13 protein-coding genes and 1 pseudogene are annotated in these 13,992 nt (G+C 58.9%); 11 read left to right on the forward strand and 3 right to left on the reverse strand.

The features are described 5' to 3' along the window. Window positions 1-8 precede the first annotated feature (8 nt). The 8 genes from Mal15_RS12360 to Mal15_RS12395 all read left to right on the forward strand — a co-directional run bounded on the left by Mal15_RS12360 (window position 9) and on the right by Mal15_RS12395 (window position 6,745). Window positions 9-725: a sigma-70 family RNA polymerase sigma factor gene (locus tag Mal15_RS12360; RefSeq protein WP_147868048.1), complete on the forward strand. Its 717-nt coding sequence runs from the start codon at window positions 9-11 to the stop codon at window positions 723-725. Continuing rightward, window positions 710-919 (forward strand): hypothetical protein, encoded by a 210-nt coding sequence (locus Mal15_RS12365; RefSeq protein ID WP_147868049.1) that lies wholly within the window; start codon window positions 710-712, stop codon window positions 917-919. Before Mal15_RS12360 ends, Mal15_RS12365 begins: the two co-directional genes overlap by 16 nt. Then, window positions 916-2,190 carry a hypothetical protein gene (locus Mal15_RS12370; RefSeq protein WP_147868050.1) on the forward strand — a complete coding sequence of 425 codons (1,275 nt, stop codon included), beginning with the start codon at window positions 916-918 and terminating at the stop codon, window positions 2,188-2,190. Before Mal15_RS12365 ends, Mal15_RS12370 begins: the two co-directional genes overlap by 4 nt. Window positions 2,191-2,194: 4 nt before the next feature. After that, complete coding sequence (locus Mal15_RS12375; protein WP_147868051.1) at window positions 2,195-2,902, forward strand: hypothetical protein; 708 nt, start codon at window positions 2,195-2,197, stop codon at window positions 2,900-2,902. Window positions 2,903-3,097: 195 nt separating this feature from the next. Continuing rightward, on the forward strand, window positions 3,098-3,748 hold the full coding sequence (trhA, locus tag Mal15_RS12380; RefSeq protein WP_147868052.1) for a PAQR family membrane homeostasis protein TrhA: 651 nt from the start codon (window positions 3,098-3,100) through the stop codon (window positions 3,746-3,748). A 1,050-nt stretch (window positions 3,749-4,798) separates the two neighbouring features. Then, window positions 4,799-5,029 carry a GxxExxY protein gene (locus Mal15_RS12385; protein WP_147868053.1) on the forward strand — a complete coding sequence of 77 codons (231 nt, stop codon included), beginning with the start codon at window positions 4,799-4,801 and terminating at the stop codon, window positions 5,027-5,029. A gap of 820 nt (window positions 5,030-5,849) precedes the next feature. Beyond that, window positions 5,850-6,263 carry a glyoxalase superfamily protein gene (locus Mal15_RS12390; protein ID WP_147868054.1) on the forward strand — a complete coding sequence of 138 codons (414 nt, stop codon included), beginning with the start codon at window positions 5,850-5,852 and terminating at the stop codon, window positions 6,261-6,263. A 128-nt stretch (window positions 6,264-6,391) separates the two neighbouring features. Next, the gene (locus tag Mal15_RS12395; RefSeq protein WP_147868055.1) at window positions 6,392-6,745 is read left to right on the forward strand and encodes a hypothetical protein; all 354 of its coding nucleotides are present in this window, start codon (window positions 6,392-6,394) and stop codon (window positions 6,743-6,745) included. Window positions 6,746-6,932: 187 nt separating this feature from the next. Here Mal15_RS12395 and Mal15_RS34655 read toward each other — a convergent pair whose 3' ends face one another. Next, entirely contained in the window at window positions 6,933-7,259 is a 327-nt protein-coding gene (locus tag Mal15_RS34655) for a site-specific integrase (RefSeq protein WP_233903420.1), read from the reverse strand. Window positions 7,260-7,427: 168 nt separating this feature from the next. Here Mal15_RS34655 and Mal15_RS12405 point away from each other — a divergent pair, with 168 nt between their 5' ends. Further along, the gene (locus tag Mal15_RS12405; RefSeq protein ID WP_147868056.1) at window positions 7,428-8,243 is read left to right on the forward strand and encodes a hypothetical protein; all 816 of its coding nucleotides are present in this window, start codon (window positions 7,428-7,430) and stop codon (window positions 8,241-8,243) included. Between the two features lie 93 nt (window positions 8,244-8,336). Further along, window positions 8,337-8,666: a hypothetical protein gene (locus tag Mal15_RS12410; RefSeq protein WP_147868057.1), complete on the forward strand. Its 330-nt coding sequence runs from the start codon at window positions 8,337-8,339 to the stop codon at window positions 8,664-8,666. Window positions 8,667-9,382: 716 nt separating this feature from the next. Here Mal15_RS12410 and Mal15_RS12415 read toward each other — a convergent pair. After that, a complete protein-coding gene (locus Mal15_RS12415) occupies window positions 9,383-9,721 on the reverse strand; it encodes a tetratricopeptide repeat protein (protein ID WP_147868058.1) in 339 nt (112 codons plus the stop codon). 11 nt (window positions 9,722-9,732) lie between these two features. After that, window positions 9,733-12,441 carry an aconitate hydratase AcnA gene (gene acnA / locus Mal15_RS12420; protein WP_147868059.1) on the reverse strand — a complete coding sequence of 903 codons (2,709 nt, stop codon included), beginning with the start codon at window positions 12,439-12,441 and terminating at the stop codon, window positions 9,733-9,735. Window positions 12,442-12,900: 459 nt separating this feature from the next. Between acnA and Mal15_RS12425 the strand changes: the two are divergent. Then, window positions 12,901-13,992 (forward strand): annotated as a pseudogene (locus tag Mal15_RS12425) (hypothetical protein); the annotation flags it as partial.

A 13,992-nucleotide genomic window follows, 5' to 3' on the forward strand; every position in this document is an offset into this window, starting at 1 on the left:
GCTAACTCATGAAAGCGACGCTCGAAACGACGTACAAGGCATCCCCTTCGACGCAATCCGATCGCGATCGGCTTGTGCTGGACAATATTGATTACGTCGGGCGGATCCTCAGCACGATGACGTTCTTCAGCAAGAACGACGATCATCGGGAAAACCTCCACTCGGCCGGGATCCTGGGGCTCGTGCAAGCCGCCGCCAGTTTTGACCCCGACCAGGGGGTCGCGTTTCGCACCTTCGCCTACCCGCGTATCCGTGGCGCAATCGTTGATGAATTGCGCAAACAATCGCCCGTCTCGCCGCGCATGATGCGGCACGTCGGCACGATCAAACGGCTGTGCGAGACACTCGAGCCCCCGATCACCCCCGAACAACTTGCCCAGCGATCCAGCCTGTCGATCGAAGTCGTGCTGGAATGCCTGGAAGCGATGCGGTTCATCAAGCCCGATGACTGGAACGATCTTTCGGACGTAGTTCATAAAACTTGGCGGACCAGTATCGATTCTCCGGAAGATTTGGCCGAAAAAGAAGAAATCGGAGAGCTGCTCGCAGAATTGATTGAGCAATTGCCAGAGAAGGAACGCTTGGTGATGACGCTGTACTACGCCGAAGAGTTGAACCTGGCTGAAATCGGCGCCGCGATGGGGTTGTCCGAATCGCGTACCTCACGCCTGTTGGCTGCAGCACGCTTCCGACTCAAAGAGGCCATTCGATGGAAGACAAGCTAGGGATCGGTTTGAAAGAACGCACCGTACGAGTCGGCGGACCACGTGTCCGAGTCGGCCCCACCAAACACTGCAACACCGAACCGGAAGTTCGAGTGGTCAAAGACGGGAATCGAATCGAATCGATCGTGATCGCTTGCGCCTGTGGCGAAGAGATCACGGTGGTTTGCGGCTATGACGAGAATCAGACTACGTGATTAAGACTCGCAGCAACGAACGAACACGCGACCAAGACGCCGCGGCGATCGACGGCCCGCCCGCCGATGGCTGCCGATGCGCGCCGACGAAGCGCCCGATCGCTGTTGCGGTGCTGCTAATGGTACTTGGATGCTGGGCCGCAACGCCGGCCCCGGCCCAAGAGCGGCAGCGTGTGCAGCGCGAACAAAACCCGAATTCGACGCTGCGGAAACTCGATCTGCTGCAGCAGAGTGTCAAACGCCGGCTGAAAACTGCTCTGGGCGTGTCCCAGCCCTCGTCAGAGTCGGGCAGTGTCACGACCGGCGGCCACGACCAAGCCCCGCGCGATTCATACGCTCGCACGGATGAGCGTGTAGCCGGCGGCGCCGACGCCCCGCGCGGACAAATCGATGCGGGGACCACGCCACCGAATTGGACTCCCAACGAAGTCACCGCAGCGCCGCAGTATCAACGGCAGCCGCAATATCAACCGCAGCCACAGTACCAGCCGCAGTACCACCCGCAGACGCAATACGAACCGCAGCAGCCATACCAACCTCCGGCGCAGTACAGCCAACAGCCACCGGCGGTCCAAAACCCGATGCACGTCGACGGGCGGTCCCAGCAGCACGCGGTCGGGCCGGCGGCGTACAACCAGATTCAGACACCGTTGCCGCAGCCGGTTGCCGAATTGGTGACCGGCGAACTGCCCGCGCCGCACCTGCAAGACGGCGGCGGAGAACTGTATCCGCGTTGGGATGGGTCGCCCCCGCCGAACAGCCCGTACGCCGGGGAGCGTCACGAACCCTCCACTGGTGGCAACCGGTGGAATCCTCCGGCGCAGATTCACGGCCAGGGCTACCCCGATCCACGATACGCCGGCCAACCCGAGGCACGCTATGCCGCCTCGGCCGTCAACAGTAATGCTCCGCTGGCGCGCGGCAGTGTTCTGGGCGACAACCAGATCACGGCGACACAACATGCGTTGCGCCTGATCGAAGAGAACGGTGACCTGAAAGCCAAGTTGGCCATGATGGACGCTGAAAACAAGCGTTTGAAAGAAAAGCTCGCACAATCGGAAACGTTGCTGGAACGCTCCAACGAAGCCATCGAGTCGGCGTATGACGAAATCGAAGCGACTCGTCAGCTCAATCGCGATCTCCAAACCAAGCTCAGCGACGCCGAGCAGAAGTACAACCGCTATCTGATGGAAACTGATCGAACGCTGCAATCGATCCGCGAAGAGCTGGACGATGTGTTGGTTCGAGAGATTTCGGCGAAAAGGAATTAGCGTCGTGGATAGAACGAATCGTCGGTTGTTTTTCACGACCTGCACCCTGGTCGCGTTGTCAGGCCATTCCGTCGGGGCCGCGCCTCCCTGGTGGTCCGCACGCTGTAGCGGCAAATGTGGCAAGACCTGTCACTGCGGGACGACTGCGGACGCAACGGCAAAGACGGGGCTGGCGAAATGCCCGCCGCAGCCGGTTCGGACGTCCCCGTTGCTCAGTCAGTTGAAACCCAATCGCGTACTGATCGTAGTGCCGCTGGACCGGCAAGATCGCTTGAAAGAACAGCTGGCGTTGATGCGAACGCTGGCCACCGCGATCCGAAAACAATCGCGAATCGACGTGGTGGAAAGTCCACGGAGAATCTGTGAAGCGTGCTTTCCGATCCACACCGGCCAGTTCGACGAACGCAAACTGGTCGATCTGGGCAATCGGTTTTTCGTCGACACGGTGTTGTACTGCAACATCGAATCGATCGATGCCTACAGTCCGATGCGATTGGAAATCCAGTTCTTGGCCGTCAACGTCGCCCAGTCGGTGGCGATCGCGTCGGGGGCCCACACCTTTGATCTGGCCGATCCGGCCATGAGCGAATGTTTCTACGGCGCGATGAACGCCGATCCCGAAATCAACACCACGCTCAAGAACTCGCCCTCGCGGCTGATCGACTTCGGCGCGGTACGCGTGGCCGGTGCGCTGACGCGGGTCTGGAAGTAGACGTACGCGACAAACTCGCATAAGCTCGGCGTCAACTACCTCGTTCCCAGGCTCCAGCCTGGGAACGGAAATCTCCAGAGGCTCCGCCTCGAGTTGCGCGCGGTGTGTGTGGCGAGAGCCACCCCTGCTGCGCGTTCCATGCGGAGCCATGAAACGCACTGAGAAGTGAAGCAGTACCGATTCCCCCAATCTCTCGTGAACGCTCCCTCCCCACCCCATGGAAACGCCCCCGTCCGTCCGGACGAAGAGTGGGCCAACGCGCTCACGCACGGCGTGGCGGCGTTGTCAGCGCTGCTTTTGGGCGGCTGGCTGGTGCTCGATGCGTTGCCCGACAATCCGGGATTGGCGTTTGCGTGCGGGGCGTACATCGCATCAGTGTTTGCGACGTTCTCGTTTTCGGCGCTCTCGCACACGATTCTGAAGCAACCGTTGTTGGACACGCTGCGGGCCTGGGACCAAGCGATGATCTACGCGATGATTTCTGGGACGTACACACCAATCATATATCGCCATGCCCCCGACGCGGTCCGAGTGCCCCTGTTGACCGCGATCTGGGTCGCCGCGTTTGCCGGGATTGCCGGCAAGTTGTTGCTGCGTCACCGGGTCAACAACGTCGCGACGGTCAGCTATCTGTTGCTCGGTTGGTTACCGGCAATCCCGTTGTATGGCAACGTCCCCTCCGGTCTGGGCTGGGGCATGTTACTCGGCGGGGTGCTGTACACGTTGGGCGTGATCGTGTTGCTGAACGATTCCAAGCTCAAGTACCTGCACGTCGTCTGGCACCTGTTCGTCATCTCCGCCGCCCTGTGCCATTTCATGGCGATTTGGTGGTACGTCGTGGCTTAGTGGGAGCGTGGTCCTCCATCGCTGTACCAAATACGCCAGCCCTCCCGGACGATCGCCGAAGTCCTCTCGCTACACGACGCCCCTTCCGGGCGTTCGTCGAAGCCCTTTCGGTGTACGACGGCCCTTCTGGGCGGTCGCTCTTCCGATCCAATCGGCGCCCGATAGCCCGGAGCGAATCGCGATCGGCCCGATAGGCCGGCGGAAGCTTGACCGGGATCCCGCCGTGCCCTGCTATCGGGTGGCGGGAGATATTCCGCGGTCCGACCGGGGAATATCGGTTTTTACCCCAGTCGGACCACCAATAATTAGTTGTTCGCTCTGCTAACCGATGCCCAACGGCAACGGCCCACTTCTACTCTGTGTCTCTCCGTGGTTGACTATTCATCCACGGCTTTATTGATGCGCTCGAAGAGCGCCCATCGGGTTTTTCAGACCTCTGTTTCCTGGGATTCGCATTTGGTTTCGTCGTTTGACTGGTGCGCTGACAATCCGACGCCTGATATGACGACCCTAAAGTGATTGCTGGATCTAACGGACCGGCTGGCGGGCCGATGTGTCTTAGGCCCGGAGGGTCGGTAGAGTGTCTGCCGGTGGCGTCAGCCACCGGGGACGGATTCCAATCGATGCTCAAGGCCCAGTGGGCCGACACAGTATTCGGGCTTCCAACGCTCTCGGATGGCCAAGAAACCGATTGTGCCGGCCCTTCAGGCCTTGGTGGTTCATTGCATTCGATACCGAGGGTTGACACCACCGGCAAACACTGTGCCAGCCCTCCGGGCTTCATTGCAACTGTCCAATGAAATGAGTGGTGCCAGGGACGTTCGATTTCCCTTGACGATTCCAATCGAGTACATTGGCCACCAGCGGCGATGGTTCGAACCGTCGTCGTGGCCCGACGCGTGAACCATCCGCCCGCACACGCAGGCACGGAGTCGGCGTCAATGGAAAACACAATGTCGTTCGCCGTGCCGCGGTGACCATTGACGTTCCACAACTGATGTGATCGCAGCCGGGAGTTTTTGACCACGAAGGACACAAAGAGCACGAAGGATGGAATTCGATGGCCGATCACATCGCGTCATTGGATGTGCGATTGAATTTCATCGTGCGTTGGGGCCAGGGCTACTTGGATCGGCATCTGAACAGTGCCTCGCTCACGAGTTCACACGCAGCGGTATTCCATTCAATCTTCAACATCCGCAGCCGGTTCGCGCATTTGGTGCCTTCCCACGAATCTGTGGCCAAGACGCGGCGGCTAGCAATTCCATGGTGTCCGGTTGAACCGTGGGTGACATCAGGCGCGGTTCGGCCCTCGTGACTGAACGCATCGCGCAGAAATCATTCCCAGCGTTGGATGGTACCACTCGCACATGATTTTGAAACGCAGAGTCGCTGAGGACGCAGAGATAGGCTTTGAGTGCATCGTCCTCTGCGCTCTCTGCGCCTCTGCGTTTTAATCTCTCCCCCTGCCTTCGTCCTTGACGCGCCGAGTTGTTGCCCCCCATCAACGTGCGACGAACACTCGAACCGAGACTGCGAGCAATTCCATGAGGGGTGATTGATTCATCGATGGCACCAATCGCAAGCCACGCCGTGTGTTGAAACCCGATGGGGTTCCGGTTCTTGGTGGACCATCACCCGGGGGGCGCTGGGCGACCCCGGGCTGTGTTGTGGCACCGCTCCGCAGTGTCTGTCGCACCGGCTGGTCGTGGTCGGACGTCGTTTGCGTCGGCAACGAGGCCTGTCCGGACTGCTACCGCGAGTCGATGGGGCTTGACGAAGCGGCGCTTCTGGGGCGACGCGATGGGTGAAAGTTTTTCGCTCTTGGTACACCTGGTCGTGCGAGAAACGAAGAAGAAAGTGCAAAGGAGGCTGCCAATGAATCGGACTGACTTGCGGTCGCGCAACTCGAGTTCGCCTGGGACTGAAAAGCTGGCACTCTCCGCCAGGATCCGTTCTAATCCTGCCCTGTGACCGGCCCACCTGAAGGCCGACAAAGTTCTGGCGCACGATCTATCCCCGTTCTTCCGCATACGCGAATCGATCGCAATTCGTCATCATTCCGTGAGACAGACCAGCATAAACTCTCTGGAGAGCCACAATGCCGACAGAAGAACATACGCTGCCCATTCCTGGTTTCGAGGTTCGGTCTTCATGTCCCATCCTGCGCATGTTGGACGAAGCAGAAGGGCGCGCGTTTTACGTGGGCTATCTGGGATTTGAAGTGGACTGGGAGTGTCGATTCAATCCGGGCGCGCCGGTATTCATGCAGGTGCGTCTGGGCGACGCTCATATCCATCTTGACGGGCATGCCACTGAAGAGTCGCCGAAATCACAAGTCAATATTCCGGTCCTGGGGCTACGGAATTATTTCGATTCGCTGATCGCAAAGGGATCCGACTATCCAGAACCGTGCATCGAGGATGTACGATACGTTGGCAGACCGACTGACATGAATGTTGAGGATCCATTCGGAAACTTATTGATCTTCTGCTCACAAACCACAGAAGGGTAGAGCCGAATGAAAACCATGACATCCAGCCAAGGACGCGAGCCGAGCGGTTTGGCAATGGTTGAGTCTTTCGCCCGGCCTCGCTGAACCCCACCGTTCCCCGAAACAACATCTCGACACGCGGCAACCCGATGGACGAACTTGCAGCACAATTCCTCGACGCGCCGAACACCGAAGAAGCGCTTGCTTGGCTTCAAGGCGGAACTCGATCTCAGATTCGGACCCTCGGCGAAGATGAATCAACTGTGGACTCTATCTCGATGGTCGAAGAGCTCTACGCGGCCGGCGCTTCTAATGTCTTTGCGGTTGACATCGATTCGTATGATCGGGGCGCGAACAGCGGAAAACTTCTGATCGAATTAACGGATGCCCCAACAGATCGAGAGCAAGTGCTGGGGATCGTATCACAAATCGCGCAAGCGAATGGATTTGACCCTGAGCTCGATTATGGTCAACAATACGTTTTACAGGCCGCTCCGAATTGAATCCGTTGAACTCGTCGTTGATCATGATTGAAGCCAAACGCTCGGACAACCAGTAAGAATCTGGCATCGCGAACTTGCGAGCCGCAGTTCAAGTCCTCTGTTTGAGAAGCCCGGTAACGCTCGCTCGGCCGCCTCGATCTCTCTTGGATTTTGCTTCGACCGACTGGGCTGCTTCGAGCTACATCGTTCAGATACGGTGCTCGTTTGCAGGTGCGGGTGTGAAAGAACGTGACTCCCCCGGGAGAGCGACACGCAGCGACCCGTAGGCGAATCTCCGGTCATTCTGCAGATGCAAGAAGAATTGGCGAACATGGTTCTCGGTGGCTTGATCGGGGGAGCACTTGGCGAAATCGGAGAGTTGTCGGATGGCGCGGATGTATCCGTCGTGCGTCCGCTTGGACATGCCGGAGAGTTGCAGGTCTTCGCTGAGTTTTCGACGACGATTCTCGGGAAAGTAGGCGCCAAGAGCGGCTGACTTTTGCGAATTGCGGCGACGATTGTTAGACTTGGACATCGTATGTTCCTTCCACCAAGGACTAATGCCCCCAAAATCTCCCACCGCGCAGCGGCTTACATGAACCGATGGGTGCACGCCGAGTCGCTGAGTCGTGGTTTTCGACGTGGGGAATCGCTCGCGGCGACCGCGTGGTCTGTGACGTCCTGTGGCCACACGGAGGCATTCATGAAAAAACTCATGTTGCTGACGGTTTTCCTTTTTTGCTGCACGTTCGGCTGCAGCCCGAATGAACCCGAAATGCCACAGTTTGTCCGCGACTATGAACGGGCAATCCTTGAGAGTGATCTGGGGCCATTGGACAAAGTGCTAACCTCCAGCCTATGCAACGATCGGTACGCATTGGATTCAGGGCTGATCCAAACCATTGCGGGCACGATTGCCCTTCGGCAGGTTGTTTGGCATGACGTATACGTTACGACGTCTGGAACGCGGCAGATGTTCCTTCTGGACTGCTTTATACGGCCCGTCGCCTCAACGCCGATACAACCTGTCGCGGTGATTACGGACGCCGACTTCAAACTCATTAACTGGAGGCTGTTGTCTCCCTGGTCCGAAGGATTTCAAGCGGCGGAGCTGGCTGTTAACGATGACGGTACACACACTCTGACTGTCCGCACCCTTGCGAATTGGTTCGCGGGGACGATTTCGTATCCGTATCCAATTCGTGACGATCAGTTTATAGACGAAGGTCAGGTGTATACGGGGCCGAAAGACGATAGCGTGGTCTACAAAGGTTACAATGGCGATCCCCCAAATGCCAAAGACGCTCTGAAGGCTCTGCGGGCAACACGTCAAGACGAAGATGGTGTTTTCGTGTCACCGATTCTCAATCAATACTCAAAACATGGATTGGGCGATTCCTGGTCACGGGGCTTTGTTCATGATGATCGGCCGCGAAATTTACGAACCGATAAGAACGTCGAACCGAAACGGTACACAAACAAGCCCACAGAACAAACGATTGCAGCGGAGCCGAAATAGGTGGGCTGGTTCGCTTTACTGAGCAACGTTTCCTCTCGGCCGCTGAATCTAGACGTTCATACTTTAAGGATCGTGTGACTTACGATTGAAACCTTGAGCGATTCAAGCCCTGACCTGCCGCATCTGCCAAATAAAGCCGCGAGCAAAGGCAGCAGATTTCGCGTCTTCGTTTTGCGAGCGGCGTGCGTCTACGGCCTCTTCGTAAACGTTTGGTATTTTGGTGCCGCAGCACTGTATTTTTGGGTCTTCGGCGACAATTCGTCGACATTGGGGCTCTACCCAATAATCCCCGCTGCGATTGTTGCCGTAGCAACAGTTCTGCTCATCCGAAATCAGATGACGACGATGTACGTTGTGGCGGGGCTTACGGCACCGCTGGGGCTTTCTTTCGCTTGCAATGTGTTCCGATTTGGGCTCGTCTGACTTGTTTCTGACGTTTTAATCTCTCCACGCTGCCTTCGTCCTTGATGCGGCAACCTGTTGCCACCCATGAACATGCGGCGAGCACCCGAAGCGAGACGGCTAGCAATTCCATGTGGAGCGATTGACAGGCCTTTTCTCCGTTACGACACTCGCTCCCCCTTTGCCGCCAACCGGTTGGTCTGTGAACGGGGTGATCGTCGCCGGTATCTGAACAACAATGGAACGCGCTGACCCGGAACTTTATGGCTTGTGATCCGCGCGTTCCAACCGACGAGGCTTAGGTGGGGTGTTTGTGATTGCCGGCGAAGCAGCGGACGGTTTCCTTGCCGCGTGAACGCCTCGGCCGTGCGTTCTAAGACGGAGCCTTGGAACGAGGGCGATTGGCAGTGTAGACCCATTGTCCCCGATTGTTCTGCTGTTGTTCTGCTGGCTGAGAGGGTTTGGTGGTGGGCCGCTGCGCGGGCCTGGGGGAACAGTTGAGGACAACGGTTCTACAATTTGCCGCGTGGCGGCTAGGGGAGAACAGTTGGGGACAAGGGTTCTACAGTTTGCCGCGTGGCGGGTAGGGGGAACCGTTGGGGACAACGGTTCTACAGTTTGCCGCGTGGCGGGTAGGGGGAACAGTTGGGGACAACGGTTCTACACTTTGCCGCGTGGCGGGTAGGGGGAGAACCGTTGGGGACAACGGTTCTACACTTCGGCTGTTGCACGGAGCACTAGGCTTGCGATTGCAGCATTTGCGCTTTGGCCATCGCGTCTTCGGCTTTGGCGATGTATTGCTGGTCTTGCGTTCCGGCCCACGCCCGTTGGTACGTCACGCTCATGGCGGTGAAGTTGAACGGGTCATTGGGTTCCAGCTCACACGCTTTTTCGCCGTGCTGGATCGCCTCGGCGTGTTGCCCCGTCTTGGTGTAGACGCGGGCGAGCGCCAGATGTCCGAGCACGAACGAATCGTCTTGATCAAGGATCGAGTTCAAGCCCTCGATCGCTTCGCTGAACTTCTCGTCGTCGATCAGTTTTTCGACTTCGTTGTATTGACTGTGGATATCACTCATCGTTTGAAAAATTATGCCTGGGCCAGGTTTCGAAGAACGGTCGGCAGGATGCCGCCGTTGCGGTAATACTGCAATTCGACCGGCGTGTCGATCCGGACGATGCAGTCAAAGGTGGTGACGGTGCCGTCGTCGGCGGTCGCCGTCACAGCGATCGTGCTGCGGGGTTCCAGGTCATCGGACAGGTCCGGGATCGAGAACGTTTCCTCGCCGGTCAAACCGAGTGATTGCCACGTTTTTCCGTCAGCGAATTCCAACGGTAAGACGCCCATGCCGACCAGGTTGCTGCGGTGAATCCGCTCGTAGCTGGCAGCGATCACGGCCTTGACCCCTAGCAACATCGTGCCCTTGGCCGCCCAGTCGCGACTGCTGCCGGTACCGTATTCGGTTCCGGCCAACACGACCAACGGGGTGCCGTCTTTCTGGTACTGCATCGACGCGTCGTAGATGCTGGTCACTTCACCGGTGGGCAGGTGACGCGTGACGCCACCTTCGGTTCCCGGCGCCAGCTGGTTGCGGATGCGAATGTTGGCAAACGTGCCGCGAACCATCACCAAATCATTGCCGCGTCGCGATCCGAAACTGTTGAATTCTTTGATCGGGATTCCGCTCTCTTGCAGGAATTTACCGGCAGGTCCGTCCGAAGCGATCGCACCGGCCGGCGAGATGTGGTCGGTCGTGACCGAATCGCCCAACAGCACCAGGCATCGAGCACCTTCGATCGGTCCGATCGCCGGGACTGCGTCGCCACTGACGTGATCCAAGAAGGGCGGATGGTGGATGTAACTGCTCTCATCGCTCCAGGGATAAATCGCTCCCTCGGCCGCTTCGATCGCGTTCCACAATTCGTTCCCCGCGACGGCTTCGTTGTATTGCCGCGTGAACATCTCGGGATCGATCGAGGTATGGATGGTGTCCAGGATCTCTTCGGCCGACGGCCAGATCTCTTTCAGGTAGACGTCTTCGCCCTTGGCATCTTTGCCCAACGGCTCGTTGACCAGATCGATGTCGGTCGTTCCGGCCAATGCGTAGGCGACCACCAGCGGCGGGCTGGCCAAATAGTTCGCTCGGGTCAACGGATTGACGCGTCCTTCGAAGTTCCGGTTGCCGCTGAGCACGGCCGATGCGACCAGGTCCCCCGACTCGATCGCGCCGGCAACCGGTGCCGGCAACGGACCGCTGTTGCCGATACACGTCGTGCACCCGTATCCGACGGTGTGGAAACCGAGCGTCTTGAGCGGCTCGGTCAGACCGGCCTTGTCCAAGTACTCGGTGACGACGCGTGATCCCGGTGCCAAACTGGTTTTGACGTGCGAGGGAACCTTCAGCCCACGCTCGGCTGCTTTCTTGGCCAGCAAACCGGCGCCGATCATTACCGACGGGTTGCTGGTGTTGGTGCAGGACGTGATGGCCGCGATCACCACCGCACCGTGGCCGATCTGGCTGCTGTGACCGTTGTCCTGGATCGTGCCTTTGCGATCCAATTCGCTGGCATCGAGCCCGAACCCGGTCTTGCCGATCGGCGCGGTCAATGCGTCGTGGAACGCCGACTTCATGTTTGCCAGTGAGATTCGGTCTTGGGGACGCTTCGGCCCGGCCAAGCTGGGTTCCACGGTTCCCAAGTCCAACGACAGTGTCTTGGTGTAGTTCAGCGTCGGACTGTCGTCGGTGTGGAACAACCCTTGTTCTTTGCAGTACCGTTCGACCAACTGAACGCCGGCCTCGGCGCGACCGGTTTGTCGCAAGTAAGTTAATGTGACATCGTCGACGGGGAAGAAGCCCATCGTCGCGCCATACTCAGGCGCCATGTTGGCGATCGTGGCCCGGTCGGCGACGCTCATCGCGTTCATCCCGCTGCCGAAGAACTCGACGAACTTGCCCACCACACCTTCGGCTCGCAACAGTTCGACCACACGCAACACCATGTCGGTCGCCGTTGCACCGGACGGCAGTTTGCCGGTCAGTTCAAAACCGATGACTTCCGGCATCAACATGTACAAGGGCTGTCCCAGCATGTTGGCTTCGGCTTCGATCCCGCCGACGCCCCAACCGAGCACGCCCAGGCCATTGATCATCGTGGTGTGACTGTCTGTACCGACCAGCGTGTCGGGCATCGCCACCGGGCCGTCGCCGGTATCGCGGATCGCGACGACATGAGCCAGATATTCCAAGTTGACTTGGTGAACGATCCCGACGTTCGGCGGAACGACGCGGAAGTTGTCAAAGGCTTGTTGCCCCCAACGCAAGAATTCATAACGTTCCCGGTTCCGCTCGAATTCGATCTCGACGTTTTGCCCCAACGCGGCTTCGCTGCCGAAGAAGTCGACCTGAACACTGTGGTCGATCACCAAGTCGACAGGGATCAACGGGTTGATCTTGTTGGGGTCGCCGCCGATGCGTTGCATCGCCGATCGCATCGCTGCCAAGTCGACGACCGCCGGCACGCCGGTGAAGTCCTGCAGCACGACACGGTAGGGCTTGAAGGGGACTTCCTGCTTGGCCGGAGAGGCGGCGTTCCAAGCCGCCAAGTTTTTCACATCGTCTTCGCTGACCGAAAATCCGTCGCAGTTGCGCAAGACCGCTTCGAGCAGCACTCGAATCGAAAACGGCATCCGATCAATCTGGCCGAGTCCGGCGTCTTGCAACTTGCTGAGCCGGTAAATGGTGGCTGCTCCGCTGCCGGTTTCAAATTGGTCGCGGACGCTAAACGGGTCAAAACTCACTGCGGGGGTCTCTGCGTGCAAAGCGGAAAGGGAACTGTCAACGCGCACAGTCTATCGTTTTACTCTGAAAAAATCGCCCCTGCGACAGGCCGTCTCAGCCCAAGTCGGCCGGATGCGTCCCTTGATCGCAGGCTGCGGCGGCGAAGGCATCCCTGTCCGCCGCAGATCGCCGTTTTGGGGCCCGCCATCGCCCAAAGTTCCACGATCCGACCCCAGTTTTCTGCCCCACCCGCTCGTCTTTCTGCCCCACCCGCTCGTCTGGGGCGCATCGCAGCCGATCGTGGTTCGACGAATTCGCAAAAAGCACGCCTTCGACTCCTGTCAAACTGGGCGATTTGCGTTCGTTGTAGCGGACGTAGCGATTCTCTTGATCGTTCGGATTCTTTCGCGCCGATCAAAGATTGCGAAGAAGGACTGATTCCCCGATGGCTTTCCGCTGAACTGCGAGACGTTGTGACCATGAGCTTGAATTCCCTACTGATCCGGCCGTTTTTGCCCTCACAACGACGCCCAAGTCGGTCGGCCAAAGCCATCATGCTGGGCAGCCTGCTGTCGGGCGTCTCGGCGGTCTCGGTGCTTGGGGCCCCGCATGCCACGGCGGCCGAAACGGCCTGCGGTGTGTGTCCCCCCGTCAGCGGGCAAGTCCGGTGTGAGTGTGGTTCGTGCGGCCGATCGGGATTGCTGGCGCAAAACCCGATTTACACGACACTCGACACGGTCGCCGGCGGAATCGAGAAACTGCTGGGACTGGACCGTTGTTGCAACACCGCATGCACCAAAAGCGGTTGCGACGGTGGATGCGATTCAGCCCCCTGGATGATGGACTTCGAATCCGCCACGCCCACCAGCCCGCACGACTCGGTCGCCCCACAGCCGATCCCCGCTCCGCCGCCGACCGCCAAACCGATCGCCCGTCCTCCAGCGACAACTCCACAGTTGCCGAGCGTACCGCCGTTGGCCCCCGCACCAGCGAAAGTGCCGCAACCCGAACCGGCGCCAGCAAAGCCGGCACCTCCTAAGCCAGCGCCTCCTCAACCGGCGCCTCCGAAGGCTGCGCCCGAGCAATCACCTCCGGCGACACTCCCCCCGGCTACCCCCGAACCGATGCCGTCGCGAACCGTTCCGAGTGAACCGGCGCCGGTCGAGCGGTCTGAACTGATGCTTCCCGAACCGGGGAACACGGTGCCGGATTCATTTCCGATTCCTCCGGCCGAGCCCGCGCCCCAGCCGAAAAAAGAAGGATCGATCTTTGACGCGCTCGATGACTTGGAGGATTTGGATGATCCCTTCAAGGAAGATGCGGCGCAGCTGATGCGTCAATACGGTTCCATTCGGCCGATGCTCGAACGTGCGACCAAAGCGATGACGCCGACCTATCAACCGGTCTATCCGACACCAAAGCGGACGGTACAGATGGCCGAAACATCCGATTCGGGAATCACCACGGGTTGGACGACGCTGACCGATGGCGCGCTGCCGAGATTGATTTCCGGCAGAAGTCTTGGCACACGCACACCTTGGGCGACGGGTTCGACATTTCCCGCGTTGTCG

This window comes from Stieleria maiorica, assembly GCF_008035925.1.
In the GTDB taxonomy this organism is placed as follows: Bacteria; Planctomycetota; Planctomycetia; order Pirellulales; family Pirellulaceae; genus Stieleria; species Stieleria maiorica.

Excerpts from the sequence above, each read along its gene's own strand:
- Mal15_RS12360 (WP_147868048.1), top strand. The coding sequence starts at position 9 with ATGAAAGCGACGCTCGAAACGACGTACAAGGCATCCCCTTCGACGCAA.
- Mal15_RS12365 (WP_147868049.1), top strand. The coding sequence starts at position 710 with ATGGAAGACAAGCTAGGGATCGGTTTGAAAGAACGCACCGTACGAGTC.
- Mal15_RS12385 (WP_147868053.1), top strand. The coding sequence starts at position 4,799 with ATGGAATTCGATGGCCGATCACATCGCGTCATTGGATGTGCGATTGAA.
- Mal15_RS12390 (WP_147868054.1), top strand. The coding sequence starts at position 5,850 with ATGCCGACAGAAGAACATACGCTGCCCATTCCTGGTTTCGAGGTTCGG.
- Mal15_RS12395 (WP_147868055.1), top strand. The coding sequence starts at position 6,392 with ATGGACGAACTTGCAGCACAATTCCTCGACGCGCCGAACACCGAAGAA.
- Mal15_RS34655 (WP_233903420.1), bottom strand. The coding sequence starts at position 7,259 with ATGTCCAAGTCTAACAATCGTCGCCGCAATTCGCAAAAGTCAGCCGCT.
- Mal15_RS12405 (WP_147868056.1), top strand. The coding sequence starts at position 7,428 with ATGAAAAAACTCATGTTGCTGACGGTTTTCCTTTTTTGCTGCACGTTC.
- Mal15_RS12415 (WP_147868058.1), bottom strand. The coding sequence starts at position 9,721 with ATGAGTGATATCCACAGTCAATACAACGAAGTCGAAAAACTGATCGAC.